The sequence below is a fragment of the Pseudomonas persica genome (genome assembly GCF_900291015.1).
GTDB lineage: Bacteria > Pseudomonadota > Gammaproteobacteria > Pseudomonadales > Pseudomonadaceae > Aquipseudomonas.
This window is the reverse complement of the sequence record NZ_OLKL01000051.1, coordinates 221,520-248,181: the sequence shown is the minus strand read 5'-3', so window position 1 is coordinate 248,181 and position 26,662 is coordinate 221,520. Positions and strand designations below refer to the sequence as shown.

26 protein-coding genes are annotated in these 26,662 nt (G+C 63.0%); 19 read left to right on the top strand and 7 right to left on the bottom strand.

Annotation, left to right across the window (positions count from 1 at the left end; translation table 11 throughout):
• Positions 1 to 41: 41 nt before the first annotated feature.
• Entirely contained in the window at positions 42 to 497 is a 456-nt protein-coding gene (locus FQ664_RS24990; RefSeq protein ID WP_144175635.1) for an REP-associated tyrosine transposase, read from the bottom strand.
• A gap of 572 nt (positions 498 to 1,069) precedes the next feature.
• On the opposite strand from FQ664_RS24990, the gene FQ664_RS24980 reads away from it, so the two are divergent.
• From FQ664_RS24980 to FQ664_RS24920, 12 genes are all read left to right on the top strand, one after another.
• Positions 1,070 to 1,282, top strand: a complete 213-nt coding sequence (locus tag FQ664_RS24980) for a DUF3077 domain-containing protein (protein ID WP_144175760.1) — start codon at positions 1,070 to 1,072, stop codon at positions 1,280 to 1,282.
• A 215-nt stretch (positions 1,283 to 1,497) separates the two neighbouring features.
• Positions 1,498 to 2,586, top strand: a complete 1,089-nt coding sequence (locus FQ664_RS24970; RefSeq protein WP_144175631.1) for an efflux RND transporter periplasmic adaptor subunit — start codon at positions 1,498 to 1,500, stop codon at positions 2,584 to 2,586.
• Positions 2,583 to 3,650: an efflux RND transporter periplasmic adaptor subunit gene (locus FQ664_RS24965; RefSeq protein WP_144175629.1), complete on the top strand. Its 1,068-nt coding sequence runs from the start codon at positions 2,583 to 2,585 to the stop codon at positions 3,648 to 3,650. Before FQ664_RS24970 ends, FQ664_RS24965 begins: the two co-directional genes overlap by 4 nt.
• Positions 3,647 to 6,700 (top strand): efflux RND transporter permease subunit, encoded by a 3,054-nt coding sequence (locus tag FQ664_RS24960; RefSeq protein WP_144175627.1) that lies wholly within the window; start codon positions 3,647 to 3,649, stop codon positions 6,698 to 6,700. The genes FQ664_RS24965 and FQ664_RS24960 overlap by 4 nt, the downstream gene beginning before the upstream one ends.
• A 220-nt stretch (positions 6,701 to 6,920) precedes the next feature.
• Positions 6,921 to 7,103, top strand: a complete 183-nt coding sequence (gene oscA, locus FQ664_RS24955) for a sulfur starvation response protein OscA (RefSeq protein ID WP_003258557.1) — start codon at positions 6,921 to 6,923, stop codon at positions 7,101 to 7,103.
• Positions 7,104 to 7,151: 48 nt separating this feature from the next.
• Positions 7,152 to 8,159 carry a sulfate ABC transporter substrate-binding protein gene (locus FQ664_RS24950; protein ID WP_144175625.1) on the top strand — a complete coding sequence of 336 codons (1,008 nt, stop codon included), beginning with the start codon at positions 7,152 to 7,154 and terminating at the stop codon, positions 8,157 to 8,159.
• 272 nt (positions 8,160 to 8,431) lie between these two features.
• The gene (cysT, locus tag FQ664_RS24945) at positions 8,432 to 9,250 is read left to right on the top strand and encodes a sulfate ABC transporter permease subunit CysT (protein ID WP_144175623.1); all 819 of its coding nucleotides are present in this window, start codon (positions 8,432 to 8,434) and stop codon (positions 9,248 to 9,250) included.
• Between the two features lie 11 nt (positions 9,251 to 9,261).
• A complete protein-coding gene (gene cysW / locus FQ664_RS24940) occupies positions 9,262 to 10,134 on the top strand; it encodes a sulfate ABC transporter permease subunit CysW (protein ID WP_015272212.1) in 873 nt (290 codons plus the stop codon).
• Between the two features lie 3 nt (positions 10,135 to 10,137).
• Entirely contained in the window at positions 10,138 to 11,127 is a 990-nt protein-coding gene (locus tag FQ664_RS24935) for a sulfate/molybdate ABC transporter ATP-binding protein (protein ID WP_013974693.1), read from the top strand.
• A 280-nt stretch (positions 11,128 to 11,407) separates the two neighbouring features.
• On the top strand, positions 11,408 to 11,989 hold the full coding sequence (locus tag FQ664_RS24930; protein WP_025341023.1) for an alpha/beta hydrolase: 582 nt from the start codon (positions 11,408 to 11,410) through the stop codon (positions 11,987 to 11,989).
• A gap of 64 nt (positions 11,990 to 12,053) precedes the next feature.
• Positions 12,054 to 12,884, top strand: a complete 831-nt coding sequence (locus FQ664_RS24925) for a sigma 54-interacting transcriptional regulator (protein WP_144175621.1) — start codon at positions 12,054 to 12,056, stop codon at positions 12,882 to 12,884.
• 175 nt (positions 12,885 to 13,059) lie between these two features.
• Positions 13,060 to 13,845, top strand: coding sequence for a MetQ/NlpA family ABC transporter substrate-binding protein (locus FQ664_RS24920; protein WP_144175619.1), 786 nt, complete (start codon positions 13,060 to 13,062; stop codon positions 13,843 to 13,845).
• Between the two features lie 365 nt (positions 13,846 to 14,210).
• Here the strand turns inward: FQ664_RS24920 and FQ664_RS24910 are convergent, their stop codons facing one another.
• Both FQ664_RS24910 and FQ664_RS24905 read right to left on the bottom strand, forming a co-directional pair.
• Positions 14,211 to 15,029 carry an alpha/beta fold hydrolase gene (locus FQ664_RS24910; RefSeq protein WP_144175615.1) on the bottom strand — a complete coding sequence of 273 codons (819 nt, stop codon included), beginning with the start codon at positions 15,027 to 15,029 and terminating at the stop codon, positions 14,211 to 14,213.
• 72 nt (positions 15,030 to 15,101) lie between these two features.
• Positions 15,102 to 17,465: a penicillin acylase family protein gene (locus FQ664_RS24905; RefSeq protein ID WP_144175613.1), complete on the bottom strand. Its 2,364-nt coding sequence runs from the start codon at positions 17,463 to 17,465 to the stop codon at positions 15,102 to 15,104.
• Between the two features lie 86 nt (positions 17,466 to 17,551).
• Here FQ664_RS24905 and FQ664_RS24900 point away from each other — a divergent pair, with 86 nt between their 5' ends.
• Positions 17,552 to 18,118: a sugar O-acetyltransferase gene (locus tag FQ664_RS24900; protein WP_144175611.1), complete on the top strand. Its 567-nt coding sequence runs from the start codon at positions 17,552 to 17,554 to the stop codon at positions 18,116 to 18,118.
• Here FQ664_RS24900 and FQ664_RS24895 read toward each other — a convergent pair.
• On the bottom strand, positions 18,097 to 18,666 hold the full coding sequence (locus FQ664_RS24895; protein WP_144175609.1) for a DUF6436 domain-containing protein: 570 nt from the start codon (positions 18,664 to 18,666) through the stop codon (positions 18,097 to 18,099). The genes FQ664_RS24900 and FQ664_RS24895 overlap by 22 nt on opposite strands.
• 142 nt (positions 18,667 to 18,808) lie before the next feature.
• Here FQ664_RS24895 and bipL point away from each other — a divergent pair, with 142 nt between their 5' ends.
• Positions 18,809 to 19,735: a phospholipase BipL gene (gene bipL, locus FQ664_RS24890; protein ID WP_144175608.1), complete on the top strand. Its 927-nt coding sequence runs from the start codon at positions 18,809 to 18,811 to the stop codon at positions 19,733 to 19,735.
• Here the strand turns inward: bipL and FQ664_RS24885 are convergent, their stop codons facing one another.
• On the bottom strand, positions 19,736 to 20,488 hold the full coding sequence (locus tag FQ664_RS24885; protein ID WP_144175607.1) for a DUF2059 domain-containing protein: 753 nt from the start codon (positions 20,486 to 20,488) through the stop codon (positions 19,736 to 19,738).
• Positions 20,489 to 20,601: 113 nt separating this feature from the next.
• On the opposite strand from FQ664_RS24885, the gene FQ664_RS24880 reads away from it, so the two are divergent.
• Positions 20,602 to 21,234, top strand: a complete 633-nt coding sequence (locus FQ664_RS24880) for a 2OG-Fe(II) oxygenase (RefSeq protein WP_144175759.1) — start codon at positions 20,602 to 20,604, stop codon at positions 21,232 to 21,234.
• Positions 21,221 to 21,724: a 2-thiouracil desulfurase family protein gene (locus FQ664_RS24875; RefSeq protein ID WP_144175606.1), complete on the top strand. Its 504-nt coding sequence runs from the start codon at positions 21,221 to 21,223 to the stop codon at positions 21,722 to 21,724. The genes FQ664_RS24880 and FQ664_RS24875 overlap by 14 nt, the downstream gene beginning before the upstream one ends.
• A gap of 123 nt (positions 21,725 to 21,847) precedes the next feature.
• Here FQ664_RS24875 and FQ664_RS24870 read toward each other — a convergent pair whose 3' ends face one another.
• Positions 21,848 to 22,336, bottom strand: coding sequence for a substrate-binding periplasmic protein (locus tag FQ664_RS24870; protein ID WP_144175604.1), 489 nt, complete (start codon positions 22,334 to 22,336; stop codon positions 21,848 to 21,850).
• Positions 22,337 to 22,560: 224 nt separating this feature from the next.
• Here FQ664_RS24870 and FQ664_RS24865 point away from each other — a divergent pair, with 224 nt between their 5' ends.
• Positions 22,561 to 23,037: a DUF4399 domain-containing protein gene (locus FQ664_RS24865; protein WP_144175603.1), complete on the top strand. Its 477-nt coding sequence runs from the start codon at positions 22,561 to 22,563 to the stop codon at positions 23,035 to 23,037.
• A gap of 105 nt (positions 23,038 to 23,142) precedes the next feature.
• Here FQ664_RS24865 and serA read toward each other — a convergent pair whose 3' ends face one another.
• Positions 23,143 to 24,372, bottom strand: coding sequence for a phosphoglycerate dehydrogenase (gene serA, locus FQ664_RS24860; RefSeq protein WP_063912120.1), 1,230 nt, complete (start codon positions 24,370 to 24,372; stop codon positions 23,143 to 23,145).
• A gap of 171 nt (positions 24,373 to 24,543) precedes the next feature.
• On the opposite strand from serA, the gene FQ664_RS24855 reads away from it, so the two are divergent.
• Together FQ664_RS24855 and FQ664_RS24850 are read left to right on the top strand one after the other, a co-directional pair.
• A complete protein-coding gene (locus tag FQ664_RS24855; RefSeq protein ID WP_144175602.1) occupies positions 24,544 to 25,941 on the top strand; it encodes an FAD-binding oxidoreductase in 1,398 nt (465 codons plus the stop codon).
• A gap of 25 nt (positions 25,942 to 25,966) precedes the next feature.
• Positions 25,967 to 26,632 carry a fumarylacetoacetate hydrolase family protein gene (locus FQ664_RS24850; protein ID WP_144175601.1) on the top strand — a complete coding sequence of 222 codons (666 nt, stop codon included), beginning with the start codon at positions 25,967 to 25,969 and terminating at the stop codon, positions 26,630 to 26,632.
• Positions 26,633 to 26,662: the final 30 nt, after the last annotated feature.

Sequence of the window (26,662 nt, the reverse complement as noted above, 5' to 3'; positions counted from 1 at the left end):
TCATCGGGGCGCCGAACCGCCGCGAATGCCCCTGCACACATTCAAAGCCAGACTGCATCCCAATGCGGATAGTCCCTGACACTTCTGACCAAGCCGGCCCGCAACGGATTGGCAACAATGTATCTGGCCACATGCTCCATGCTCTCTTCCCTTCTTAGTGCCCGGTCCTGATACCCAGGCTGCCATACCGGATCATGCTCAACCCCCGCCTGATGCAAAACCAGACTGGACCTGGACTTGAACCTGCGCATCAAGGTGCCCAGCGTCGTGCCTTTCAACTCGATCAGCCAATGCAGATGGTCGGGCATCAGCACCCAGGCCAGTGAACGGCAGGCGTGTTCCTGGTCTGATTGCCGCAGTTGGTGAATGACCAACCGGGCATGGTGGAAGTCATGGAACAGTGGCTTGCGCTGGTGGGTGGCGGTGGTCAGCAGATAGAGCCGGCCAAGTTCTGAATAGCGACCACGGCGAAGTAGGTGAGACTGGGCTCGCGACATTGGCTTCTTCCTTGAAAAGCAGGTGACCTCTCAAAGGTAGTGGCTGAGATGCAGGTGCTGTGTAGGTGATGGTTTCTGGATATGGCAGAGATTTGTGGATGGCAGTACCGGCCCTTTCGCGGGTGAACCCGCTCCCACAGGGTCATGTGCAGCCTTCAGGGCTTGCTCAATACCTGTGGGAGCGGGTTCACCCGCGAAGAGGCCCTCAAGGCGTACGACTTTTCATCAACTCGAACCAAAGGCTTCAGTTGGACCAGCTTGGGAATTATCCTACGAGCCGTGTGGAAGCTGCTCCGTTGTAGGGGAAATGCCCCAGGGATAACGTCGTGTGGTCGCCGTTTCTGGTGACTGGGTGTGAGAACCCAACGATATAGTGCTTCCTTCATGGCAACCGTGCGCGGGCAGACCTAGGTCTGGCTGCGTTCCTATATCCGCGGTTTCTCACCTCGCGTACGGTTGCCGCCCTGACCCGTGAGAAAGATGAAGGTGGCAACTCCTTGTCCCGATATAGGAGATCCACCATGACCAATAATCACCCATCACAAAGCAGCACCGTCGGTAAAGAAACCTGCATGGACCTCTTCCGCGTCCAGGCCAATATCCCCTTCAACCATACCTTCTCCGAACTTTCAGTCATGCTCGGGTGCATCAATCACCTGACGACCGAAGCCGAGATGGAGAATGACCGGCTGGCTGGTAGTGCGGCCAGAATCCTGAGTGGTTTTGCCAAAGCACTGATCGATGACATTGAGCTGGGACTGAACAAGGCTTCAGTTCAGGTTTGACCTGTACCGGCCCTTTCGCGGGTAAACCCGCTCCCACAGGGTCATGTGCAGCTTTCACGGCTTGCGCAATACCTGTGGGAGCGGGTTCACCCGCGAAAGGGCCCGCACAGCCGCCGAAAATGCCGAACTGATCCCCGTCAGTGATGTTTGTCCAACCCTGAACTACGCTGACACTCGCATCCCACGAATGATTTGCGCGCAAGCAAGGAGCCTGCATGACGTTGAAACGTCCGCTGTTGGTCGTTTGCCTGGGGCTTGTGTCCCTGCTGTCGGGCTGTAGTAAGGAAGAAACCACCGAAACACTGCCACGCGTAGGCGTGCAACAGGTATCACCCATCGATTTCGCTGCCAGGGTCACCTTGACCGGAGATGTGCAGGCGCGGGTGCAGACTGACTTGTCGTTCCGCGTGGGCGGCAAGATCATTTCGCGTAGCGTCGACGTTGGCGACCACGTCAAGGCCAACCAGGTACTGGCGCGGCTGGACCCGAAAGACCTGCAGAACAACGTCGACTCGGCCAAGGCCGAGGTGTTCGCCGCGCAGGCGCGGGTCACCCAGACCAGCGCGGCCTTCGTACGCCAGCAAAAGCTGTTGCCCAAGGGTTACACCAGCCAGAGCGAATACGATTCCGCCGAAGCCGCGCTGCGCAGCAACCAGAGCGCGCTCAAGGCGGCACAGGCGCAACTGGCCAACGCCAACGAACAACTGAGTTATACGGCGCTGGTCTCCGAGGCCGATGGCGTAATCACCGAGCGCCAGGCCGAGGTCGGCCAGGTGGTGCAGGCGACCATGCCGATCTTCAGCCTGGCCGTCGATGGCGACCGCGATGCGGTGTTCAACGTTTATGAATCCTTGCTGGTGGCACCGCCGAGCGACGCCGGGGTGATCGTCAGCCTGCTGGACGACCCCAAGGTCCAGGCCCGTGGCTTCGTGCGCGAAATCACCCCCACGGTGTCCGCGCAAAGCGGCACGGTGCAGGTCAAGGTAGGCCTCAAAGATGTGCCACGGGGGATGCAACTGGGCGCGCCGGTAACCGCCACCACCAATGCCGAGGGGCGGCCTAGCATCGAGCTGCCATGGTCGGCCCTGACCAAGGCCCTGCATGAACCCGCCGTCTGGGTAGTGGGTGAGGGTGACAAGGTAGAACTGCGCAAGGTCGAAGTCAGCCGCTATCTGACCGGCCGAATAGTGGTCGCCAGTGGCCTGAAGGGCGGCGAGACCGTGGTGGTCAATGGCGGGCAATTGCTGCACCCCGGCATGCAGGTACAGAAGATCGAAGCCAAGGCTCAAGGGGGTGAGCTATGAAGCGCCTGCTGCTGATGCTGTCGGCCGGCGTGCTGTTGACCGGCTGCAGTAGCGAGGACGAAGTGCCGGAGCCGATTCGGCCGGTGCTGTCGATTAAGGTCGAACCCCAGGTGCAGTCGCAACTGGGGCGTTTCGCCGGCAGTATCCAGGCGCGCTTCGAAAGCACCCTGGGCTTCCGGGTTTCCGGGCGTATCGCCCGGCGGTGGCTGGATGTGGGGGCCCAGGTGAAACCGGGCGACACCTTGGCCACCCTCGATCCGACCGACCAGCAGAACCAGTTGCGCGCCGCCGAAGGCGACCTGGCCAAGGTGCAGGCGCAGTGGATCAACGCCCAGGCCGATGCCCGCCGCCAGCAACAGCTTTACGACCGTGGCGTAGGCGCCCAGGCCCAGCTGGATATCGCCCAGACCAACCTGAAAACCACCAGTGCGGCATTGGAGCAGGCGCGCTCTGCGCTCAGCCAGGCGCGTGACCAGCTCGACTACAGCACCCTGCGCACCGACCACGCCGCGGTAATCACCGCCTGGCAGGCCGAAGCCGGGCAAACCGTCACCGCTGGCCAGGCCGTGGTAACCCTGGCCCGGCCGGATGTGAAGGAAGCGGTGATCGACCTGCCGATCGGCCTCGCCGAGCAGTTGAGCAAAGGCCTGACCTTCACCGTTGCCTCACAGTTGGACCCGACCATCAACACCACCGCCAGCCTGCGCGAGCTGGAGCCCCAGGCCGACGCCACCACCCGCACCCGCCGCGCGCGCCTGACCCTGGCCAGCACACCGGCGGCGTTCCACCTGGGCACCGCCATCAGCGTGACCCTCAGCTCGGCAGTAACGCCGCGCAGTGAACTGCCCCTGAGCGCCCTGCTCGAGCGGGATGGCAAGACCCAGGTGTGGGTGATCGACCCGCAACAGAAGACCGTGGCCACCCGTGAGGTGGCCCTGATCGACCGCACCGCCGACAGCATCGTGCTGACCGCAGGCGTGCAGCCCGGCGAGCGTGTGGTCACCGCCGGCGTCAACAGCCTCAAGCCTGGGCAGAAGGTCACCTTCGACGAGGATGCGCAATGAAAGGAAGCTTCAACCTGTCCGACTGGGCACTCAAGCATCAATCGTTCGTCTGGTACCTGATGTTCGTTGGCCTGCTGATGGGGGTCTTTTCCTACTTCAACCTGGGCCGTGAGGAAGACCCGTCGTTCACTATCAAGACCATGGTCATCCAGACCCGCTGGCCCGGCGCGACCCAGGACGAAACCCTGTATCAGGTCACCGACCGTATCGAGAAGAAGCTGGAGGAACTCGACTCCCTCGATTACACCAAAAGCTACACCCGCCCTGGCGAATCCACGGTCTACGTGTACCTGCGCGACACCACCAAGGCCAAGGACATCCCGGAAATCTGGTATCAGGTGCGCAAGAAAATCTCCGACATTCGTGGCGAATTCCCGGCAGGCATCCAGGGGCCGGGGTTCAACGATGAATTCGGCGATGTGTTCGGTTCGATCTACGCCTTCACCGCCGACGGCCTGACCCTGCGCCAGCTGCGCGACTACGTGGAACAGGCGCGGGCCGAAGTGCGCGATGTGCCCAACATCGGCAAGATCGAGCTGATCGGCACCCAGGACGAAGTGCTGTATTTGAACTTTTCCACCCGCAAGCTGGCAGCCCTGGGCATCGACCAGCGCCAGGTCATGCAGGCCCTGCAATCGCAAAACGCCGTGACCCCTGCCGGGGTGATCGAGGCCGGGCCGGAACGTATCTCGGTGCGTACCTCCGGGCAGTTCACCTCGGAAAAGGACCTGCAAACCGTCAACCTGAAGATCAACGACCGCTTCTTCCGCCTGGCCGACATCGCCGATATCGAACGCGGCTACGTCGACCCCCCTTCGCCGATGTTCCGCTACAACGGCCAGACGGCGCTGGGCCTGGCCATCGGCATGAAGGCCGGTGGCAACATCCAGGTGTTCGGTGCGGCGCTGAAAAAGCGCATGGACCAAGTAGTCGAGGACCTGCCGGTGGGTGTCGGGGTACACACCGTTTCCGACCAGGCCGTAGTGGTCAAGCAAGCGGTCGGCGGCTTCACCAGTGCGCTGTTCGAGGCGGTGGTGATCGTGCTGGCGGTGAGCTTCGTCAGCCTCGGCGTACGTGCCGGGCTGGTGGTGGCCTGCTCGATCCCGCTGGTGCTGGCCATGGTGTTCGTGTTCATGGAATACAGCGGGATCACCATGCAGCGAATTTCGCTGGGGGCGCTGATCATCGCCCTGGGCCTGCTGGTGGACGATGCGATGATCACCGTGGAGGTGATGGTCACACGGCTGGAAATGGGCGAAAGCAAGGAGCAGGCGGCGACTTTTGCCTATACCTCCACCGCCTTCCCCATGCTTACCGGCACCCTGGTGACGGTGGCCGGCTTCGTGCCGATCGGCCTCAACGCCAGTTCGGCGGGTGAGTACACCTACACGCTGTTCGCGGTGATTGCCGTGGCGCTGATGGTGTCGTGGGTGGTGGCAGTGTTCTTCGCCCCGGTGCTCGGCGTGCACATTCTCAGCAGCGCCAAGCTCAAGCCCCATGAAGCCGAGCCGGGCCGTGTCGGCCGGGCCTTCGAGAATGGTTTGTTGTGGTGCATGCGCAACCGCTGGCTGACCATCATCGGCACCGTGGTGCTGTTCGCCTTGGCGATCTTCTGCGAGCGCTTCGTGCAGAACCAGTTCTTCCCGTCCTCGGACCGCCCGGAAATCCTCGTCGACCTCAACCTGCCGCAGAACGCCTCGATCGAGGAAACGCGCAAGGTGGTCGACCGCTTCGAGGCGCGGATCAAGGACGACCCGGACCTGGTGCACTGGAGTACCTATATCGGCCAGGGCGCGATCCGCTTCTACCTGCCCCTCGACCAACAGTTGCAGAACCCGTACTACGCGCAGCTGGTGATCGTCAGCAAGGGCTTCGAAGAGCGCCAGGCCATGATGGACCGCCTGCAGAAGATCCTGCATGAAGAATTCGTCGGCGTCGGCACCAACGTGCAATCGCTGGAAATGGGCCCGCCGGTGGGCCGACCGATCCAGTATCGGGTCAGCGGCGCCAATATCGACGAGGTGCGCAAGCACGCTATCGAGCTGGCCACCTTGCTCGACCAGAACGAGCATATCGGCGAGATGATCTACGACTGGAACGAGCCGGGTAAGGTGCTGCGCGTGGAAATCGCCCAGGACAAGGCGCGCCAGCTGGGCCTGTCGTCGGAAAACGTGGCCAATGTGATGAACAGCATCGTCAGCGGCGTGCAGATTACCCAGGTCAACGACAACATCTACCTGGTCGACGTGGTCGCTCGTGCCGAGGACAGCGAGCGTGGTTCACCCGATACCCTGCAGAACCTGCAGATTCTGACGCCCAACGGCACCTCGATCCCGCTGCTGGCATTCGCCACCGTGCGCTACGAGCTGGAGCAACCGCTGGTGTGGCGGCGTGACCGCAAACCGACCATCACCATCAAGGCTTCGGTGAACGGCGACATCCAGCCCACCGACCTGGTGGCCCAGCTGAAGCCGAAGATTGACGAGTTCGCCAGCAAGCTGCCGGTGGGCTTCGAAGTGGCTACCGGCGGTACCGTGGAGGAGAGCGCCAAGGCGCAAGGGCCGATCCGCAAGGTCATCCCGCTGATGCTGTTCCTGATGGCGACCTTCCTGATGATCCAGCTGCACAGTGTGCAGAAGCTGTTCCTGGTGGTCAGCGTGGCGCCGCTGGGGCTGATTGGCGTGATCATTGCGCTGGTGCCCACAGGTACGCCCATGGGCTTCGTGGCGATTCTCGGCATTCTCGCGCTGGCGGGCATCATCATTCGTAACTCGGTGATCCTGGTGACCCAGATCGACGAGTTCGAAGCCCAGGGCTACTCGCCGTGGGATGCGGTGGTGGAAGCCACCAACCATCGGCGTCGGCCGATCCTGCTGACCGCGGCGGCGGCGAGCCTGGGCATGATCCCGATTGCCCGTGAGGTGTTCTGGGGGCCGATGGCCTACGCCATGATTGGCGGGATCATCGTGGCCACCCTGCTGACGCTGCTGTTCCTGCCAGCGCTTTATGTGGCCTGGTACAAGATCCGCGAGCCGCAGAAACAAGCCTGAAGCCCTGCATGGCCCCTGTGGGAGCGGGTTTACCCGCGAATGCAATGGTGAGTCTACCGCCGCATTCGCGGGTGAATCCGCTCCCACAGGTGTTTTGGTTATATAAAAATTCTTAAACAGTATTTTTAAGAATAACGGTGCCTCACTACTATTGCCCTCAAGCCAGGCGCAAATCCTCTTCAAACCTCAGCCCGGCACCCTCACTCCAAGGAGAACGAGCATGAGTGCATCCCTGCGTAGCATCGACGGTCAGGACGAAGCCACCATTCTGCGGGAAATCCAGAGCGCGTTGCGTGACCTGCGATTCGGTGCGGTGGAGATCACTGTGCACAACGCTCAGGTCGTGCAGATCGAGCGCAAGGAGAAGTTCCGCCTGCAGCAGCCCGGCAACAAGACCGGCTGATCGCGGCACACATCCAAAACCAGAAAAATGCCAATCGGGAGCTTCACCATGTCCATCCGCCGTTATGCGCTCGCCGCCCTGGCCAGTGCTGTTTTTGCCGGTTCCGCCATCGCCAAGGACTACGAACTGCTGAACGTGTCCTACGACCCGACCCGCGAGCTGTATCAGCAGTACAACGCCGAGTTCATCAAGCACTGGCAGCAGGCCCATCCAGGCGACAAGGTGAAGATCCAGCAATCCCACGGAGGTTCGGGCAAGCAAGCCCGTGCGGTGATCGACGGCCTGCGTGCAGACGTGGTGACCCTGGCCCTGGCTGGCGATATCGACGAAGTTGCCAAGCTCGGCAAGACCCTGCCGGAGAACTGGCAGACCCGCCTGCCGGATGCCAGCACCCCGTATACCTCGACCATCGTGTTCCTGGTGCGCAAGGGCAACCCGAAAGGCATCAAGGACTGGGGCGACCTGATCAAGAAGGACGTGTCGGTCATTACCCCCAACCCGAAAACCTCCGGCGGCGCGCGCTGGAACTTCCTCGCCGCCTGGGCCTACGGCCTGAAGACCGGCGGTAGCGAAGACAAGGCCAAGGAGTACGTGCAGGAGCTGTTCAAGCACGTACCGGTGCTGGATACCGGCGCCCGCGGCTCGACCATCACCTTTGTCAACAACGGTCAGGGCGACGTGCTGCTGGCCTGGGAAAACGAAGCCTTCCTGGCACTGAAGGAAGAGGGTGGCGCCGACAAGTTCGACATCGTCGTACCGTCGCTGTCGATCCTTGCCGAGCCGCCGGTGGCAGTAGTGGACAAGAACGCCGAGAAGAAGGGCAATACCGAGATCGCCAGCGAATACCTCAAGCACCTGTACAGCCCGGCCGGGCAGAAGATTGCCGCCGAGAACTTCTACCGCCCGCGTGATGAAAAGGTCGCTGCCGAGTTCGGCAAGCAATTCCCTAAACTTGACCTTGTGACCATCGACAAGGACTTCGGTGGCTGGAAGACTGCACAGCCGAAATTCTTCAATGATGGCGGTGTGTTCGACCAGATCTATCAGGCACAGTAATCGCCAAGGAAAAGCGGGGCCGCTTTGCGGCCCATCGCCGGCAAGCCAGCTCCCACAGGGATCGCACAGCTCTCAGGCCTGTGGTAATCCTGTGCGAGCTGGCTGCTGACACAGAAGGCCCCTTGCAACAGGAAATTGTGCAGTTCCATGGGCTGTGGAAACCCTGTGGGAGCTGGCTTGCCGGCGATGGGCTGCAAAGCAGCCCCAGGATTCAGAAGCTTGCACCGGCCCGGGATCTGTCCCGGGCTTCGTGCGTTCAACCAGGGATATTTATGTCACGTCGCATTTCCCCCGTCATACCCGGCTTCGGGCTGACGCTGGGCTACACCTTGGTGTACCTCAGCCTGATCGTGCTGATACCGCTGGCGGCCATGTTCATCCATGCCTCGCAGCTGACCTTCGAGCAGTTCTGGAACGTCATCAGTGCGCCGCGGGTGATCGCCGCGCTCAAGTTGAGTTTCGGCACCGCCCTGTTCGCCGCCATCATCAACGGCGTGATCGGCACCCTGCTGGCCTGGGTGCTGGTGCGCTACACCTTCCCCGGGCGCAAGATCATCGATGCGATGATCGACCTGCCGTTTGCGCTGCCCACGGCCGTAGCCGGTATCGCCCTGACCGCGCTGTACGCACCCTCGGGCTGGGTCGGCCAGTTCGCCACCGAGCTGGGCTTCAAGATCGCCTACACCCCGCTGGGCATCACCCTGGCACTGACCTTCGTCACCCTGCCGTTCGTGGTGCGTACGGTGCAGCCGGTACTGGCCGACATTCCGCGTGAAGTGGAGGAGGCCGCCGCCTGCCTGGGCGCCAAGCCGCTGCAGGTGTTCCGCCACGTGCTGGCGCCAGCACTGCTGCCAGCCTGGCTGACAGGCTTTGCCCTGGCCTTCGCTCGCGGTGTGGGCGAGTATGGTTCGGTGATCTTCATTGCCGGCAACATGCCGATGAAGACCGAGATCCTGCCGCTGCTGATCATGGTCAAGCTCGACCAGTACGACTACACCGGCGCGACCGCCATCGGCGTGCTGATGCTGGTGGTTTCCTTCATCCTGCTGCTGCTGATCAACCTGCTGCAGCGCCGCATCGAAACCCCTTGAAGGAGGCCGGCATGTCCAGTTCATCCCTGAATGCAACCGCCGCCGCCAACGCCGCCCGCCGGGGCAGTGCCACTTCGCGGCGTATCCTGATCGGCCTTGGCTGGCTGGTGTTCGCGCTGTTCCTGCTGCTGCCGCTGGTGATCGTGGTATCGCAGGCACTGAAGAACGGCTTTGGCACCTTCTTCGAGGCGATCTTCGAGCCTGACGCGTTGTCGGCGCTGAAGCTGACCCTGCTCGCCGTGGCCATTTCGGTGCCGCTGAACCTGGTGTTCGGCGTCAGCGCCGCCTGGTGCGTGAGCAAGTACACCTTCCGTGGCAAGAGTATCCTGGTCACCCTGATCGACCTGCCGTTCTCGGTGTCGCCGGTGATCGCCGGCCTGGTCTACGTGCTGATGTTCGGCGCGCAAGGCCTGTTCGGGCCATGGCTGCAGGACCACGATATCCAGATCGTGTTCGCCCTGCCGGGCATCGTCCTGGCCACCATCTTCGTCACCGTGCCGTTCGTGGCCCGTGAGCTGATCCCGCTGATGCAGGAGCAGGGCACGCAGGAAGAGGAGGCCGCGCGCCTGCTCGGCGCCAATGGCTGGCAGATGTTCTGGCACGTGACCCTGCCGAACATCAAATGGGGCCTGATCTACGGCGTGGTGCTGTGCACCGCGCGGGCCATGGGTGAGTTTGGCGCGGTGTCGGTGGTGTCCGGCCACATTCGCGGCGTGACCAACACCTTGCCGCTGCACGTGGAGATCCTCTACAACGAGTACAACCACGTCGCGGCCTTCAGCGTGGCCAGCCTGCTGCTGATCCTGGCGCTCTTCATCCTGCTGCTCAAGCAGTGGAGCGAGAACCGTATTAACCGCCTGCGCCACAGCGCCGCGGAGGAATGATTCATGTCGATCGAAGTTCGTAACGTCAGCAAGCGCTTCAACAGCTTCCAGGCCCTGGACAACATCAACCTGGACATCAACAGCGGCGAGCTGGTGGCCCTGCTAGGCCCGTCCGGCTGCGGCAAGACTACCCTGCTGCGCATCATCGCCGGCCTGGAAACCCCGGACCAGGGCAATATCGTGTTCCATGGCGAGGACGTGTCCGGCCATGACGTGCGCGACCGCAACGTCGGCTTCGTGTTCCAGCACTATGCGTTGTTCCGCCACATGAGTGTGTTCGACAACGTTGCCTTCGGCCTGCGCATGAAGCCCAAGGGCGAGCGCCCGAGCGAGAGCAAGATTGCCGAGAAGGTGCATGAACTGCTGAACATGGTGCAACTGGACTGGCTGTCCGACCGCTACCCCGAGCAGTTGTCCGGTGGCCAGCGCCAGCGTATCGCCCTGGCCCGAGCCCTGGCGGTGGAGCCCAAGGTGCTGCTGCTGGACGAGCCGTTCGGTGCGCTGGATGCCAAGGTGCGCAAGGAGCTGCGCCGCTGGCTGGCGCGCCTGCACGAGGACATCAACCTGACTTCAGTGTTCGTCACCCACGACCAGGAAGAGGCCATGGAGGTGGCTGACCGCATCGTGGTGATGAACAAGGGCGTGATCGAGCAGATCGGCTCGCCGGGTGAGGTGTACGAGCACCCGGCCAACGATTTCGTCTATCACTTCCTCGGTGACTCCAACCGTCTGGCCCTGAGCGAAGGGCATCATGTGCTGTTCCGCCCGCACGAAGTGTCGCTGTCGCGGCACGAGACCGAAGGGCACCATGCGGCCGAGGTGCGGGATATCCGGCCGTTGGGCGCGACCACGCGGGTGACCTTGAAGGTGGAAGGGCAGAGCGAGTTGATCGAGGCCGAGGTGGTCAAGGACCATGACAGCCTGACCGGGTTGGCGCGGGGGGAGACGTTGTTCTTCCGGCCGAAGGTTTGGCAGAAGGTGGCGGACATCTGAGCCACTTCAGACAAAGAGAACCCGGGCATGGTCCCGGGTTTTTTATTGCCTGGCAGGTTGCCGGGACTGCTTTGCAGCCCATCGCCGGCAAGCCGGCTCCCACCTTGACCGCGCCGCTCTCAAGCCCTGTGCAATACCTGTGGGAGCTGGCTTGCCGGCGATAGGGCCATTAGCTCAAACAAAATTTTTTGTTATTAATAAATAGCTTCTTATTCCTTTACGAATATAACTCCCTCCCTATACTTGTCTCCAAGCACGCAAACTCACCGGAGGCGTCCCCATGCGCAATGAGTCGATTCGTTACCTGATTGTGCCGGGCTGGCAAGGATCGCCAGACAACCATTGGCAAAGTCACTGGCAGCGCACCCTGCCCAACAGCGCGCGGGTCGAGCAACACGACTGGCTGACCCCGCAACGCAAGGACTGGGTGCAGGCGCTGGAGCAGGCGATTGCCGCCGAGCGCTCGCCGGTGATTCTGATCGCCCACAGCCTGGGCTGCATCACCGTCGCCCATTGGGCCGCGCAAGCCAGCCCGGCCCTGCTGCGGCGAGTACGTGGCGCGCTGCTGGTGGCACCCGCTGACGTCGAGCGGCCGACCTGCGCGCCGGCTCTGCGCAACTTCGCGCCGATCCCGACCGAAGCACTGCCATTCCCCAGCCAGGTGGTCAGCTCGGACAACGACCCGGCCGTGAGCGTGCCAAGGGCGCTGTACCTGGCCCAGGTATGGGGCGCCGAAGCCGGGCTGCTGACCAACGCCGGGCACATCAACGTCAAGTCCGGCCATGAGCGTTGGGAACAAGGCTTCGCCTACCTGTATCGCTTGCAAAGCCGGGTCGAGCAGCGCGCATTGCGCCGCGCCTGATCGTCCTTACTGTTTACCGTTTGCCTGACGCCCGGCCACTGCAGGCCTGGGGCGGGAGTTGGTCATGACTTTTCAAAACCGCTTTGGCCAGCCGTTGCTGACCTTCCCCGAGCTGGACAAGAGCCCGCTGAGCATCCGTGCCAAGGCGCTGGTGTTCATCGATCCGCGCTCGCAGCAGCTGCGCGCAGAGCTGGAGCACCTGGCGCCGCAACCCCTGCCGGTGCTGATCCGTGGCGAAACCGGCACCGGCAAGGAACTGCTGGCCCGGCAGATCCACCGTGCCAGCGACCGCAGCGGGCTGTTCGTGTCGGTCAACTGCGCGGGCATCAGCCCCACCTACGCCGATGCCGAGCTGTTCGGCTACAGCGCCGGCAGCCAGGGTGGCACAGCCAGCAGCCGCGCCGGCTGGTTCGGCTCGGCCAACGGCGGCACGTTGTACCTGGACGAGATCGCCGACCTGCCGCTGGCCATCCAGGGCAAGCTGCTGGCCGCCCTGGAAAACCGCGAGGTTACCCGGGTGGGTGCGCAGCAGCCGCAACCGGTGGACGTGCGCCTGGTGGCCGCTACCAGTATCGACCTGGCGCGGGTGGTGCGCGCGGGGCGTTTCAACGAGCGCCTGTACCAGTACCTGCGCGAGGGAGCGCTGCAGCTGCCGCCGCTGCGGGAGCGGCCGGGCGACATCCTGCCGTTGGCCGAGTACTTCGTGGGCATCTACAGCGTGCGCCTGCAGCGGCGCGTGCCGCTGGTGAGCGAGGCGGCGCAGCAGGTGCTGGAGGCGCACCCCTGGCCTGGCAACACCCGTGAACTGGAAAACGTCATTCACTTCGCCTTGCTGGTGAATGACGGTGAAGAGATCCTGGCTGAGGACCTCGACCTGCCTGAGCTCGCGTGCTAGACACCGCTCATAAGCAAAGTGATTGATGAAAGTTTGTTTTTGGAATAAGCAGCTAAATAAAAGATATTTTTACGGAATAAAAAATATAGGTATTGTCCGCCTCAAGCCCGCTGGTGAACCGGTTGGGCACTCGATTCGCCATCGTCGATGGCCCAGAACCAGAATAAGGACCACCATGAAGAAGACCCTGCTGACCACTGCCCTGGCCGCTGCCCTGTCGTTCGCCGGCCTGGCTGCCGCCGCCGAGAAACTGGTAGTTGCCGCCACCCCGGTACCGCACGCCGAAATCCTCGAGCTGATCAAGCCGACCCTGGCCAAGGAAGGTGTGGACCTGCAGATCAAGGTCTTCACCGACTACGTGCAGCCGAACGTGCAGGTTGACCAGAAGCGCCTGGACGCCAACTACTTCCAGACCCTGCCGTATCTGCAGAACTTCAACGAAGGCAAGGGCACCCACCTGGAAACCGTGATCGGCGTGCATGTCGAACCATTTGGTGGTTACTCGAAGAAGGTCAAGAGCCTGAGCGAACTGAAAGAAGGCGCCACCGTTGCCATCCCTAACGAGGGCAGCAACAGCGGCCGCGCCCTGCTGCTGTTGCAGAAGGCTGGCCTGATCACCCTGAAGGACCCGAAGAACGCCCTGGCCACCCCCAAGGACATCGCCGAGAACCCGAAGAAGCTGAAGTTCCGCGAGCTTGAGTCGGCCATGCTGCCGCGAGTGCTGGACCAGGTCGACCTGGACATGATCAATACCAACTACGCCCTGGAAGCCGGCCTGAACCCGGCCAAGGACGCGCTGGTGATCGAAGGCAGCGACTCGCCGTACGTGAACTTCCTGGTTGCCCGCCCGGACAACAAGGACAGCGAAGCGATCCAGAAACTGGCCAAGGCCCTGACCAGCCCGCAAGTGAAGGAATTCATCGCCAAGAAGTACCAGGGTGCGGTGCTGCCGGCGTTCTGATGCGTTTGTGCTACCGGGGCCAGGGGCCACATTGATCGTACGCTGGCCCCTGCAGGAGATCGCCCAGCCGTGGGGCTGCGCTGTCGCGTAGAGAACCGAGCTCGCCAGCGGTGCGCGTGCCCTGTGGGAGCTGGCCCAGCCCTTTGGTCTGCGCTGTCGCATAGAGAACTGAATTCGCAAGCGGTCCGTGCATCCTGTGGGAGCGGCTTTAGCCGCGAAGAATCCAACGCGGTGCATGGCACCGGCTGCGCCGGTGTTCGCGGCTAAAGCCGCTCCCACCGGGGCCCTGCTAATTCAACGAGTTATGTGCAGTTCTATGAGAGCTGGCTTGCCTGCGATGGGCTGCAAGGCAGCCCCTGGCAATCTCAACTGTGCCGCGGCAGCCAACTCAGCAAGAACTCATTCACCACTTTGGGATTCTCCAGGCAGGAAATGTGCCCCGCCAACGGAATCTGTGCGGCCAGGCAGTTGATCCGCTGCGCCATTTCGTTGGACTCTGCCGGCGGTCGAGGGATGTCCTGGTCGCCACACATGACGATGGTGCGCTCGCCAGGCAAGCCCGCTAGCTTGTCCATCAGGTCAGGCCGGCCAAAGATGATGCGCCCCATGGGGTCGAGGCTTTTGCGGATGGTCTCGGGGCTTGAGGCCTTCAGCGCTGCACGAAACTTATCGCGGATCTCCGGCACAGTCTGGCCACCGGCATGGAAGAAAATCGGCACGATAATGTCGAGCAAGCCATCGCTGAATTCCCCGGCGGCGCTCGCAGCGTCCAGCAACGCGAAGTACTTCTCCCTGGTGGCTTCAGGTTCAGCACCCAGGTAGGTATCCATCAGCACCACGCGGTCAATGCGTTCAGGTCGTGAAAGGGCCAATGGCGCGCCCCACATGCCTCCCACTGACAAGCCGACCAGGTGGCACCTGTCGATGCGCAGACGATCGAGCAGCTCGATGTGCTGGTGGATCAGTGCGTTCATGTCGGTGGTAGTGGCTGGCGGCGCGTCGGAGTCACCGTGACCCCACAGCTCGGGGACGATGACGCGAAAGTGTCGCGACAAGGCATCGATCTGCGGCTGCCACATCTCGGCGTTCCACAGGTAGCTGTGACCGAGCACGACCGGGAAGCCATGACCCTGGTCGATGTAGCTCATGCATGCACCGTCGATTTCAATGAAGTATTTCTGCATGGATCGGATCTCGGCCTGGAGGGGCGTCAGGGTATCGAGAGTGGGCCGAGTTTACGTAACGGCAGTGTTTGTTCATGTGTCAGGCACAAGCCTGAGGGTGCTTTGTGCGGGGATCATCCCCAACTGCGCTTTCTGGTACTGCCCTTCGATGTACCCCTTGGCCTGGTCCGAGTAATGCCGGTCAAACGGTACGCCGCTCTGCCCGACCGGGTTGTTGGTCAGTGCCTGCCCGGCATCGGCAAAGTCGATCAGCCGCCGCGTTGACGGCCCGTAAGTGACCGGCCACGGTGCCGGGCCAATCTTCGCCGAGAGGTTGTTCGGCACTTCATGGGTGCCCGGTGCAGCAAACGGCCCGACATTGAACAGCAGGTTCAGCGGCTTTTTCACCCCCAGCGGGTGGCTGTGGGTGAGGGTATGGGCCTTGCCCCATTGCCAGCTGGCCGGGTCGCTGCCCAAGGTGTCGCGCAGGTGCTTCAGGCTTTTCTGCCATGCGATGCGCACGATGACAGTACGGTCTGTGCGCTGATTGCCACCACGGGTATTCCACCAGGGCGAATCCGCATCTGCAGCCAGGCGCGGCAAGGCAGCGTCAATGGCTCGGGTGCTGATCAGCACCGGGAACCAGGTGTCTCCCAGTTCGTCATGCAAAGCGGCGTACGCCAGTTCGTAGAGGAACTGGTTGAATAGCGTGGCACTGGTCGAGTCGAGCGGGTAGTCGCCGCGCCAGGCCGCCAGCTGCTCGACCAGTTCCTTCTCTTCGTCACCGTTGGCCACCGCGCGCAGGGTTGCCAGCAGCGGGGCGAGGGTGCGCGGGCCGTAATCGCTGGCAGTGTCGAGCTGCAGTGCCTGGCTGTTCTGGGTGTCCCACTTTACCTCGGGGTTGGCCAGATGGCGGTCGAGTTGGCGGCCGCGGTCGGGCAGGTTGTAGTAGCCTGGGACCGGCACCACTGCTGGCGGCTGGTAGTTGGCCGAGACGATATAGCCGCGCGCCGGGTTCTCCTGTTGCGGGTTGACGCTGAAGGGGTAGAAACCGAGCTTGTCGGCCTGCGCACTGGCACCGTCGAGGATGAACGCCGGGTCGACGCCGTCGGGGCGGATCGGCAAGTGTGCCGCGGCCCACCAGCCGATATCGCCACGGGCATTGGCCCAGACCAGGTTCAGCCCCGGCGCATGCACCTTGGCTGCGGCCTCGCCCATCTTGCCCAGGGTATCGGCGCGGTTGAGCTGGTAGAAGCCGTCGAGGATCGGGTTTTCGGTTTCCAGGAACGCCCACCACATGGCTATTGGCGTGGGCCCGGCGGTGGCGCCCAGCACGTCGTTGACGATCGGGCCGTGGGGCGAGCGGCGCAGGTTGAGGGTGACCGGCGCTTCGCCTTTGACGGCGATCTGCTGCTCGGTCTGTTCCAGCGCCTGCCATTTGCCGTCAACCATCACCTGGTTGGCGTCGGCCGGGTTGGTGCGCTCGGCGATCAGATCGACGTCGTCGTTCTGGAACATGGTCAGGCTCCAGCCGAAGTCGCGGTTATGGCCGAGCAAGGCGAAGGGGTTGAGCGCCTGGAAGTAGCCATACAAGTTGAAGCCCGGTGCTGTCAGCTCGGCCTCGTACCACACCGCTGGCACCGCGAAGCCAATATGCGGGTCGCCAGCCAGCAGCGGCCTGCCACTGCGGGTGTGGCTGCCGGCCACGGCCCAGGCGTTGCTGCCCTCGAATTGCGGGATGCCCGCATCGCCCAGTGCTTCATGGCTGAGGCGGGCGAGGGATTCCAGGCTTTGCCAGTCGGCAGCGGCCAGCGGTGTGCCCAGGGCGCCCTTGGGCTGCCAGGCCAGATCGAAGATGGTCAGGTACTCGGCGCCCAACTGGTCGCGGATGTAGGTCAGCGCGGGTTCGGTGCGAAACGCGGCGGCAAAGCTGTAGGCCAGGTAGCCGGCGATGCTCAGGGTGTCTTCGGCGCTGAACGGGCGTGGGGTGATGCCGAGCAGGTCGAACTCCATGGGCTTGGGGTGGCTGGCCTGCCAGTTGTTCACGCCGTCGAGGTAGGCCTGCAGGGCTTGCCAGGCGGGTGACTGCGGGTCTTGACGTTCGGCCATCCGTGCCGCCTGTTCGCGGATGCGCAGGCTGCGGAACAGGGTATCGGTGGGCAGCAGCTTGTCGCCCAGCACTTCGGCCAGCTCGCCCCTGGCCAGGCGGCGCAGGATCTCCATCTGGAACAGCCGGTCCTGGGCATGCACATAGCCCAGAGCACGGTACAGGTCCGGCTCGCTCTGCGCCTGCAGATGCGGCACGCCGCGGGGGTCGTAGCGCACACTGACCGGCGCCAGCAGGCCGGCGATGGCCACCTCGCCCTCGCGTTGCGGCAGCTTGCCCTGCACATACCAGTATCCGGCGCCGGCGGCCACGGCAACCACCACGGCCAACAGGGTCAGGCTGCGTTTCATGCAGGCTCCTTGTGCGCTCAAGCGAAAAATGTGGTCCGATGATCGGCGGATTCGCGAACAGAGCATAGTCCCAGGAAGGAGTTTCCATGTCGCTCAGCGAAAAACAGAAAATGCTTACAGGCCAGCTCTACCATGCTGGCTGCCCCGAGCTGCAGGCCGAGCAGATCGCCAACAAACACTGGATGCACCGCTACAACAGCAGTGTCGAATTGCTCAACGACGCCCGTCATCGGCTACTGGTAGAGCACTTTGGCCAGGTCGGCGAAGGCGCGGTGATCCGCCCGCCATTCTATTGCGACTATGGCTACAACATCAGCATCGGCCGCAATACCTTCATGAACTTCAACTGCGTGATTCTGGACGTGGTAGAGGTGCGTATCGGCGACGACTGCCAGATCGGCCCGAACGTGCAGATCTACACCGCCGACCACCCGCTCGACCCCGAGGTGCGCCGCAGCGGGCTGGAGAGCGGGCGGCCGGTGACCATCGGCAACAACGTGTGGATCGGTGGCGCGGCGATCATCCTGCCGGGGGTGACCATTGGCGACAACGCCGTGGTGGGTGCCGGTAGTGTGGTCACCCGTGACGTGCCGGCGGGCGCAGTGGTGGTGGGCAACCCGGCGCGGGTGCGTCAGCCGGCCCAGGGGCAGTAGCAGCCCACCGCCAGGGTATTGGAGGCACTCACCTGGCGGCCGTCGAGTAGCGCCTTGAGGATCGGCTCGATGAAGCTGTTGCTGGCGTTGCACACCGCGCCTTCGCTGTAGGGGCCGAAATAGGCCAGGTGGCCTTGCCGGTCCCAGATGGCCACAGCCGGGGAGGCGGGCAGGTGTTCGCTGCCGGGCAGGCTGGCGAGTGGCTTGAGGGCGGTGAGGTTGGCGGGCAGCTGGCCGTGGCTGCCGGGCCTTTGCAGCACGTGGAAGGTCACGCCCTGGCTGGCGAACTGGCTGACCAGGTCACCCAGGTGCTGCTGGTTGCCGACATTGCAGGGGCAGGTCGGGTCCCAGAAGTGCACCACGCGGATCGGGCCTGGGCCGGCCAGTTCGGGGGGCAGTTGCAGTTGGCTGCCATCGAACAGAGTGGTCTGGTTGTCGAACGGGCGCAGGTAGCGGGCCTGGAAGGTGGTATAGGCCTGCCAGAGCAAAGTGGTGCAGAGCAGCAGGGCGAGGGCGATCAGGACTGGTTTGGCAAGGCGGGTCTGCATGGATGTCTGTGGGTGTCTTGTGGTGGGTTCACTGGCTTGCCGGCGATAGGGCCGGTACAGGTGACACATAGCCCAAGCTTGCCACGACGCCAGCCAGAGCTGAATATCCCAGATCAATACTTGCTTCGCTTGGATGTACCCGATGCCCGCTGCCTTTCACCCTGACCTCCTGCGCACCAGCCTGGCGCCGTTGACTGCTCGCCAGCCTTTGTCGGCGCAGGCGCAGGACTATCAGCGCTTCTATGGCCTGAGCCTGTCGGCCCACAGCTGGCTGGGCGGCTTCCAGGCCGCAGGGTTCGAGCTGGTCGGGCAGGTCTGGCTACCTGAGCAGCCGAGCGCGACGCTGTTCCTGCTGCACGGCTATTACGACCACATGGGCCTGTACCGTCACGTGATCGATTGGGCGCTGAAGCAGGGGTTCGCCGTGATCAGCTGCGATCTGCCCGGCCACGGCCTATCCAGCGGCGAGCGGGCCAGCATCAGCGATTTCGCGGTGTACCAGCAGGTCCTGGAGGCGCTGTTCGTGCAGGCGCGCACGCTGCAATTGCCGCACCCCTGGCACCTGTGCGGGCAGAGTACGGGGGGGGCCATTGCCGTGGATCACTTGCTGCACCAAGGCACTCGCAGCCCCATCGATGGTCAGGTCATTCTGTTGGCGCCGTTGGTGCGGCCCTGTGCCTGGCGGTGGTCGAAGTTTAGTTATCGCGTACTGCGTCACTTCGTCAACGGCATTGAACGGCGCTTCAGCGAGAACACCAACGACCCTGGCTTCCTGCCGTTTCTTGAGGCAGACCCGCTGCAACCGCGTCGCCTGCCAACCGCCTGGGTGGGCGCCTTGATTGCCTGGGTCAAGCGCATCGAGGCCGCGCCGCGCAGTTCGCGGCGGCCACTGATTGTACAGGGGGAGGCCGATGGCACGGTGGACTGGCCGCACAACCTCGAAGTGCTCAAGGCCAAGTTTGCCGAGCCACAGATATTGATGCTGCCCGAAGCTCGTCATCACCTGGCCAACGAGCTGCCGGGCATTCGCCAGCGTTACTTCGACTTCATCGACCAGCGCCTGGGCTGATCACTTCAGGTCGCTGCTGCTCTGGCCAACCGCCAGGCCTGCGCGAACGGCGGCCAGGGCAGCCTGGTAGTACGCCTTGCCGTCGGCTGATTCGGCAAAGGTGGCGAACTCTTCCAGTTCGGCGTCGGACAGGTCGCGATAGACGTACAGCAAGGTGTTGTTGAGGTCTTCGCCGATCTGGCTCATCAGGCGCTGGCGCTGGCCGTCGAGCAGGCCCTGAGCCTGGCCGCCGCCGAACAGGCCGGGGATCATTGAGCTGAGGCTGTCGGCCGCCACGCCAGCGATGGCCAGGCTGACTTCGGCGCCGGCTTCGCGCGCCGGCAGGGCCTGGGCCAGGTGGCCGATGATCAGCAGACGGTCGTCGCTGGCCTGGATTTTCGGCAGGCCCTTGGCATTCCTGGCCAGTTCATCCTTGCGTGTGGCCTTGAGCTCGGCGGCTACCACCTTGCGCCCCAGCGGCGAGCGGAAGAAGGCCAGCGCCGGCGCCGGGTTGGCCAAGGTTGCGCGCAGCTGTGCCTGGGCGCGACGGTCCACCGCCTGGGCCTGGAAACGCTGGTTGCTGTTGTTGACCAGCGCCTGGTACACGGCGGGTGGCAAACTGTTGCGGTAGCGTTCCTGGGCGGCGGTCAGGGCATCGTTGAAATGGGCGCGCTGGTCGGGCCAGCCGGCGGCCTTGTACAGTTGATCCAGGTTGTCTGCCCAGACAGGCACGGTGCAGATCATCAGCAGAATCAGGGAAAACAGACGGCGCATTCAGGACTCCTGTCGGCAGGTGGCTATTGTCCGTGGCCCGGCGCCGGTTTGTCGAGATATCCGCGTGCTTCTCGGCCAAGTGGCGCTGTGCGCCGGCATGGCTAATGGATATGATGCGCGCCATGCACATCTCCCCTGAACACCCGATGCTTGCGGCCGTCGTCGACGATCTGGCCACCCATGGCTGGTCCCAGCAGGCGCTGTTTCTGCCTGCCGACCTGGTGCGCGCGCTGGCGGCCGAGTGCCGGCGCCGTGATGCCGAAGGCCAACTCAACCCCGCGGGGGTTGGGCGCGGTGCTGCCCAGGAGGTGCGTGAGGCCATCCGCGGCGACCAGATCCAGTGGATCGACCCCGGGCAGGCCGAGGCCTGCGACCAGTACCTGGCCGCCATGGACCAGTTGCGCCAGGCCATCAACCAGGGCCTGTTCCTGGGCCTGGAGGACTTCGAGTGCCATTTTGCCCTGTACCCACCGGGGGCGTTCTATCGCCGGCACCTGGACCGCTTCCGCGACGATGACCGGCGCATGGTGTCGGCGGTACTGTACCTGAATGAAGGCTGGCAGCCGCAGGACGGTGGCCAGTTGCGCATGTTCCTGGCCGGCGGTGTCGAGCACGATGTGCAGCCTGTAGCGGGTTGCCTGGTGGTGTTCCTGTCGGGCGAGGTGCCCCATGAGGTGCTGCCGGCCGGGCGTGAGCGGCTTTCGCTGACCGGGTGGTTCCGGCGCCGTGGCAATGACCCGTTCTGACTGGCCCAAGGTGCTGGTCAGTGCCTGCCTGTTGGGGCAGCCGGTGCGCTATGACGGCCGCGCCAGTGGCCACCCCGACCTGTTGCAGCGCTGGCAGGCCGAAGGGCGCGTGGTGCCATTGTGCCCGGAAGTGGCGGGTGGCTTGCCGACCCCACGGCCGCCTGCAGAGATACCGGGCGGGCAGGGTGGTGAGGTGCTCGACGGTGGCGCGCAGGTGCTGACGGTGACGGGCGAGGATGTTACCGCAGAGTTCTTGGCCGGGGCGCAGCGGGCGCTGGAGCTGGTGCGCCGGCATGGCATTCGCGTGGCGGTGCTGAAGGCGGGTAGCCCTTCGTGTGGCAACCGGTTGACCTATGACGGCACGTTCAGTGGTGTGAAGGTGGCGGGCGAAGGGGTGACCACGGCCTTGCTGCGGCGGGCGGGGGTGCTGGTGTTCAGCGAGCTGGAGCTGGAGCAGGCGGAACAGGCGCTGACTGGGCTTTCAGCTTGAGCCTGCACCGGCCCTTTCGCGGGTGAACCCGCTCCCACAGGTTCTCCACAGGCCTCAAGGCTTGTGATGTCCCTGTGGGAGCGGGTTCACCCGCGAAGAGGCCTGTACCGGTAGCAAAAAATCTTACTGCCCGGCTGCAGTCTCCTGCACACCCTTGAACCACTTCTGCTCAAGTTCGGCAGTCCGGCCACTGTCTTTCAACCGCTGCAGCGCATTGTTCACTGCACTTTCAAAAGCCGGGTTGTCCTTCTGGAACGGGATCACCAGCTGCTTCTCGCCAAATGGCAGGCTCACATCGAGCGGGCCGTCACCTTTGGGCGATTCGCTCGACGGGGTCAGTGCGATGTCGTACTTGCCACTCTCGACACCGGGCAGTACCTCTGTCGCCGGGGCTTCGATGAACTCGGCGCGCAGGTCCAACTCCCTGGCCAGGTCCTGGCCGAACTCGATCTCGAAACCGGTCAGGTGGTCATTTTCCTTGAAGGCGTACGGTGAGTTGTCGGCCTGCACGGCGATGCGCAGTTCGCCCCGGTCGGCGATTTCGTCTATCAGCTCGGCCTGGGCCAATGGCGTGATCAGTACCGCCAGCAATACTCCTATGGTCGAACGCATGAAAGCCCCTTTCTCCTTTGGCAGATGAATAACCTTCGCCACGGCTTTATTCCTCGCCGTGGTCGAGCGCAGCCTATGACCTTGAAGCCTCGGCATTGTTTAACCTTGATTGAAATATTTCTGCCTGACGATGTGAACATCTGCGCGCACATATCCACTAAGGTGAACCACCGCCGCCACTGGAATACTGGCGGCGGTCAATAAGTGAATCACAGGAGAAGTGAATGAACAGCCTATTTTCGCGTGCTGCCGTTGCCGGTCTGTTGATGGGGGCGTCGGTGTTCGCCAGTGCCGCAGACGTCCTGAAGAGCCAGGAACCGCCAAAGGAGGCCAAGGTCTTCATCGTTTCCCCCGCCGATGGCGCCACGGTCGACAAGACCTTCACCGTCAAGTTCGGCATCGAGGGCATGGCGCTCAAGCCTGCGGGTGACAGCACCCCGCACACCGGGCACCACCACCTGCTGGTGGATGTGGATAAGGAACCCATGGCCGACATGGCGCTGCCCTCCAGCCTGATGCCACAGAGCGGCACCGCACTGCCGGCGGGCCCACAGGTACTGCACTTCGGCAAGGCGCAGACCGAAACCAGCATTACCCTGACCCCGGGTAAGCACACTTTGCAGTTGGTGCTGGGTGACCAGTATCACGTGCCGTTCAAGCCGAGCGTCGTCTCTCAGAAGATCACGGTTGACGTGAAATAGGTGTTGGATTCTTCGCGGGCAAGCCCGCGAAGCCGGCGACACCAATATCACAGGCAAAAAAAAGGGAGGCCACCAGGGCCTCCCTTTTTCATGCCGGCAGCGAACTTAGAACAGCACGCGGGAACGGATGGTGCCCTTGACCTGTTGCAGCTTCTCTTGCGCCAGGTCGGAGTACTCGGCGTCAACGTCGATCACCACGTAACCGACTTTCTCGTTGGTCTGCAGGAACTGACCGGAGATGTTGATGCCGTTCTCGGCGAAGACCTTGTTGATCTCGCTGAGCACGCCCGGGATGTTTTCGTGGATGTGCAGCAGGCGGTGCTTGCCTGGGTGCGCCGGCAGGGCCACTTCCGGGAAGTTGACCGAGGACACCGAGGTACCGTTGTCGCTGTACTTGACCAGCTTCTCGGCAACTTCCAGGCCGATGTTGGCCTGGGCTTCGGCGGTGGAACCACCGATGTGCGGAGTCAGGATCACGTTGTCCAGGCCTCGCAGCGGGCTTTCGAACTGCTCGTCGTTGGAGCGCGGCTCGACCGGGAACACGTCGATGGCGGCGCCGATCAGGTGCTGGTCCTTGATGGCGGCGGCCAGGTGGTCCAGCTCGACCACGGTGCCACGGGCGGCGTTGATCAGGATCGCGCCCTTCTTCATCGAGCGGATTTCCTTCTCGCCGATCATCCACTGGGTGGACGGCAGTTCAGGCACATGCAGCGAAACGATGTCGGCCAGGCCCAGCAGCTCGTTCAGGCTGGTGACCTGCACGGCGTTACCCAGTGGCAGCTTGGTCAGCGGGTCGTAGAAATACACCTGCATGCCCATGTTCTCGGCCAGCACCGACAGCTGGGTGCCGATCGAGCCGTAACCGACGATACCCAGCTTCTTGCCGCGGATTTCGAAGGAGTTCGCCGCGCTCTTGATCCAGCCACCACGGTGGCAGGAAGCGTTCTTCTCGGGGATGCCGCGCAGCAGCAGGATGGCTTCGGCCAGTACCAGCTCGGCTACCGAACGGGTGTTGGAGTATGGCGCGTTGAACACGGCGATACCGCGCTCGCGGGCAGCTTCCAGGTCAACCTGGTTGGTGCCGATGCAGAAGCAGCCCACGGCGACCAGTTTCTTGGCGCAGTCGAAGATCTCTTCGGTCAGCTGGGTGCGCGAACGGATGCCGATGAAGTGGGCATCGGCGATCTTTTCCTTCAGCTCGGCTTCCGGCAGCGAACCAGTGAGGTATTCGATGTTGGTGTAGCCGGCGGCCTTGAGGGTATCGACCGCGTTCTGGTGCACACCTTCAAGAAGAAGGAACCGGATCTTGCTCTTGTCGAGAGAAGTCTTGCTCATCTGCGTAAACCTGTATCCCGGAGAAAAAATGGCGAGGGGTGATGCCAGGCGCCAAGGCTGCCTTAGCATGAACAGCGGGAGGGCTATGCTAGCATACGCGACACAATCTGAGCTTATCCCGACAGGTGAAGAGTGCTCAGGGTGACTATGAATAAGTCGAGAGTTCCAGCGATGACTCACCCCGCTGTTATTGATGAACTGATGACCCTTGTCGACCCTGGCAAGGTCCTGACCGACGCGACTTCCCTTGAAGCCTACGGCAAGGACTGGACCAAGCATTACCCACCGGCGCCCAGCGCCATCGTGTTTCCTAAAACGGTGGAGCAGGTGCAGGCAATTGTCCGCTGGGCCAATACCCACAAGGTGGCGCTGGTGCCGTCTGGCGGGCGTACCGGGCTTTCTGCAGGCGCCGTGGCGGCCAATGGCGAGGTGGTGGTCGCCTTCGACTACATGAACCAGATTCTCGGCTTCAATGCCTTCGACCGCACCGTGGTCTGCCAGCCGGGGGTGATCACCCGTCAGCTGCAAAGCTTCGCCGAAGAGCAGGGCCTGTATTACCCGGTGGATTTTGCCTCAAGCGGCTCCAGCCAGATTGGCGGCAATATCGGCACCAATGCCGGCGGGATCAAGGTGATTCGCTACGGTATGACCCGCAACTGGGTGGCCGGGCTGAAAGTGGTCACCGGCAAGGGTGAGCTGCTGGAGCTGAACAAGGACCTGATCAAGAACGCCACCGGCTACGACCTGCGCCAGCTGTTCATCGGCGCCGAAGGTACCCTGGGCTTCGTGGTGGAGGCCACCATGCGTCTGGACCGTGCGCCGCGCAACCTCACCGCGATGGTGCTGGGCACCCCGGATTTCGACTCGATCATGCCGGTGCTGCATGCTTTCCAGGGCAAACTGGACCTGACCGCCTTCGAGTTCTTCTCCGACAAGGGCCTGGCCAGGATCCTGGCGCGTGGCGACGTGCCGGCGCCGTTCGAGACCGACTGCCCGTTCTATGCGCTGCTGGAGTTCGAGGCCAGCACCGAGGAGGTGGCCAACGAAGCCTTGGCCACCTTCGAGCACTGCGTCGAGCAGGGCTGGGTGCTGGACGGGGTGATGAGCCAGAGCGAGACCCAGCTGAAAAACCTGTGGAAACTGCGCGAGTACCTGTCGGAAACCATCTCGCACTGGACTCCATACAAGAACGACATTTCCGTCACCGTGTCGAAAGTGCCGGCGTTCCTGCGCGATATCGATGCCGTCGTCGGCGAACATTACCCGGATTACGAAGTGGTGTGGTACGGCCACATCGGCGACGGCAACCTGCACCTGAACATCCTCAAGCCCGAGCACATGAGCAAGGATGAGTTCTTTGCCTCGTGCACCAAGGTCAACAAGTGGGTGTTCGATATCGTCAAACGCTACAACGGCTCGATCTCCGCCGAGCACGGCGTGGGCATGACCAAGCGCGACTACCTGGGCTACAGCCGCTCGCCCGAAGAAATCGCCTGCATGAAGGCAATAAAGGCCGTGTTCGACCCTAACGGCATCATGAATCCGGGTAAGATCTTCGCACCCGAATAGAAAGCAGTATCCAGAGGAGTCGGCCATGAGTTACCAGCACCAGTACGTAGACGGCACGCGCATTCACTTCCCGCTGGGCAAGGTGGTGTGCATCGGCCGTAACTATGCCGAGCATGCCAAGGAACTGGACAACCCCATCCCCAGCGAACCGCTGCTGTTCATCAAGCCGGGCAGCTGCGTGGTGCCGGCCGAAGGTGGCTTCAAGATCCCGAGCGAGCGCGGTTCGGTGCACTATGAGGCCGAAATTGCCGTGCTGCTGGGCAAGCCGCTGTCGACTCACCCAAGCGAGGAAGAGGTGCTGGATGCCATTTCCGGTTATGCCCCGGCGCTGGATCTGACCCTGCGCGACGTGCAGGCCAAGCTGAAAGAAAAGGGCCTGCCCTGGGAGCTGGCCAAGTGCTTCGACGGCGCCTGCGTGCTGCCGCCATTCGTGTCGGCCGCCAGCTTCGAGGACGTGACCGACATCCCGGTGCGCCTGACCGTCAACGGCGAAGTGCGCCAGGACGGTAACAGCGCGATGATGCTCAACCCGATCGTGCCGATGATCCAGTACATGGCCGCGCATTTCTCGCTGCAGGCGGGGGATGTGATCCTCACCGGTACCCCGGCGGGCGTAGGGCCGTTCAATGTCGGTGACGAGCTGGTGCTTGAGCTGCCGGGTGTGAGCCGCTTCGAAAGCCGGGTGCTCTGAGCCGCAACCGCGTCGCCTTCTTCGCGGGTA

Bases quoted from the DNA above. Each gene is read 5' to 3' on its own strand.
- FQ664_RS24950 (WP_144175625.1), top strand. From the start codon at position 7,152: ATGTCCATCCGCCGTTATGCGCTCGCCGCCCTGGCCAGTGCTGTTTTT.
- FQ664_RS24895 (WP_144175609.1), bottom strand. From the start codon at position 18,666: ATGCAGACCCGCCTTGCCAAACCAGTCCTGATCGCCCTCGCCCTGCTG.
- FQ664_RS24960 (WP_144175627.1), top strand. From the start codon at position 3,647: ATGAAAGGAAGCTTCAACCTGTCCGACTGGGCACTCAAGCATCAATCG.
- oscA (WP_003258557.1), top strand. From the start codon at position 6,921: ATGAGTGCATCCCTGCGTAGCATCGACGGTCAGGACGAAGCCACCATT.
- FQ664_RS24990 (WP_144175635.1), bottom strand. From the start codon at position 497: ATGTCGCGAGCCCAGTCTCACCTACTTCGCCGTGGTCGCTATTCAGAA.
- FQ664_RS24920 (WP_144175619.1), top strand. From the start codon at position 13,060: ATGAAGAAGACCCTGCTGACCACTGCCCTGGCCGCTGCCCTGTCGTTC.
- FQ664_RS24865 (WP_144175603.1), top strand. From the start codon at position 22,561: ATGAACAGCCTATTTTCGCGTGCTGCCGTTGCCGGTCTGTTGATGGGG.
- serA (WP_063912120.1), bottom strand. From the start codon at position 24,372: ATGAGCAAGACTTCTCTCGACAAGAGCAAGATCCGGTTCCTTCTTCTT.
- FQ664_RS24910 (WP_144175615.1), bottom strand. From the start codon at position 15,029: ATGCAGAAATACTTCATTGAAATCGACGGTGCATGCATGAGCTACATC.
- FQ664_RS24855 (WP_144175602.1), top strand. From the start codon at position 24,544: ATGACTCACCCCGCTGTTATTGATGAACTGATGACCCTTGTCGACCCT.
- FQ664_RS24870 (WP_144175604.1), bottom strand. From the start codon at position 22,336: ATGCGTTCGACCATAGGAGTATTGCTGGCGGTACTGATCACGCCATTG.
- FQ664_RS24925 (WP_144175621.1), top strand. From the start codon at position 12,054: ATGACTTTTCAAAACCGCTTTGGCCAGCCGTTGCTGACCTTCCCCGAG.
- FQ664_RS24980 (WP_144175760.1), top strand. From the start codon at position 1,070: ATGGACCTCTTCCGCGTCCAGGCCAATATCCCCTTCAACCATACCTTC.
- FQ664_RS24905 (WP_144175613.1), bottom strand. From the start codon at position 17,465: ATGAAACGCAGCCTGACCCTGTTGGCCGTGGTGGTTGCCGTGGCCGCC.
- FQ664_RS24875 (WP_144175606.1), top strand. From the start codon at position 21,221: ATGACCCGTTCTGACTGGCCCAAGGTGCTGGTCAGTGCCTGCCTGTTG.
- FQ664_RS24885 (WP_144175607.1), bottom strand. From the start codon at position 20,488: ATGCGCCGTCTGTTTTCCCTGATTCTGCTGATGATCTGCACCGTGCCT.
- cysT (WP_144175623.1), top strand. From the start codon at position 8,432: ATGTCACGTCGCATTTCCCCCGTCATACCCGGCTTCGGGCTGACGCTG.
- FQ664_RS24965 (WP_144175629.1), top strand. From the start codon at position 2,583: ATGAAGCGCCTGCTGCTGATGCTGTCGGCCGGCGTGCTGTTGACCGGC.
- bipL (WP_144175608.1), top strand. From the start codon at position 18,809: ATGCCCGCTGCCTTTCACCCTGACCTCCTGCGCACCAGCCTGGCGCCG.
- FQ664_RS24880 (WP_144175759.1), top strand. From the start codon at position 20,602: ATGCGCGCCATGCACATCTCCCCTGAACACCCGATGCTTGCGGCCGTC.
- FQ664_RS24935 (WP_013974693.1), top strand. From the start codon at position 10,138: ATGTCGATCGAAGTTCGTAACGTCAGCAAGCGCTTCAACAGCTTCCAG.
- FQ664_RS24930 (WP_025341023.1), top strand. From the start codon at position 11,408: ATGCGCAATGAGTCGATTCGTTACCTGATTGTGCCGGGCTGGCAAGGA.
- FQ664_RS24900 (WP_144175611.1), top strand. From the start codon at position 17,552: ATGTCGCTCAGCGAAAAACAGAAAATGCTTACAGGCCAGCTCTACCAT.
- FQ664_RS24850 (WP_144175601.1), top strand. From the start codon at position 25,967: ATGAGTTACCAGCACCAGTACGTAGACGGCACGCGCATTCACTTCCCG.
- FQ664_RS24970 (WP_144175631.1), top strand. From the start codon at position 1,498: ATGACGTTGAAACGTCCGCTGTTGGTCGTTTGCCTGGGGCTTGTGTCC.
- cysW (WP_015272212.1), top strand. From the start codon at position 9,262: ATGTCCAGTTCATCCCTGAATGCAACCGCCGCCGCCAACGCCGCCCGC.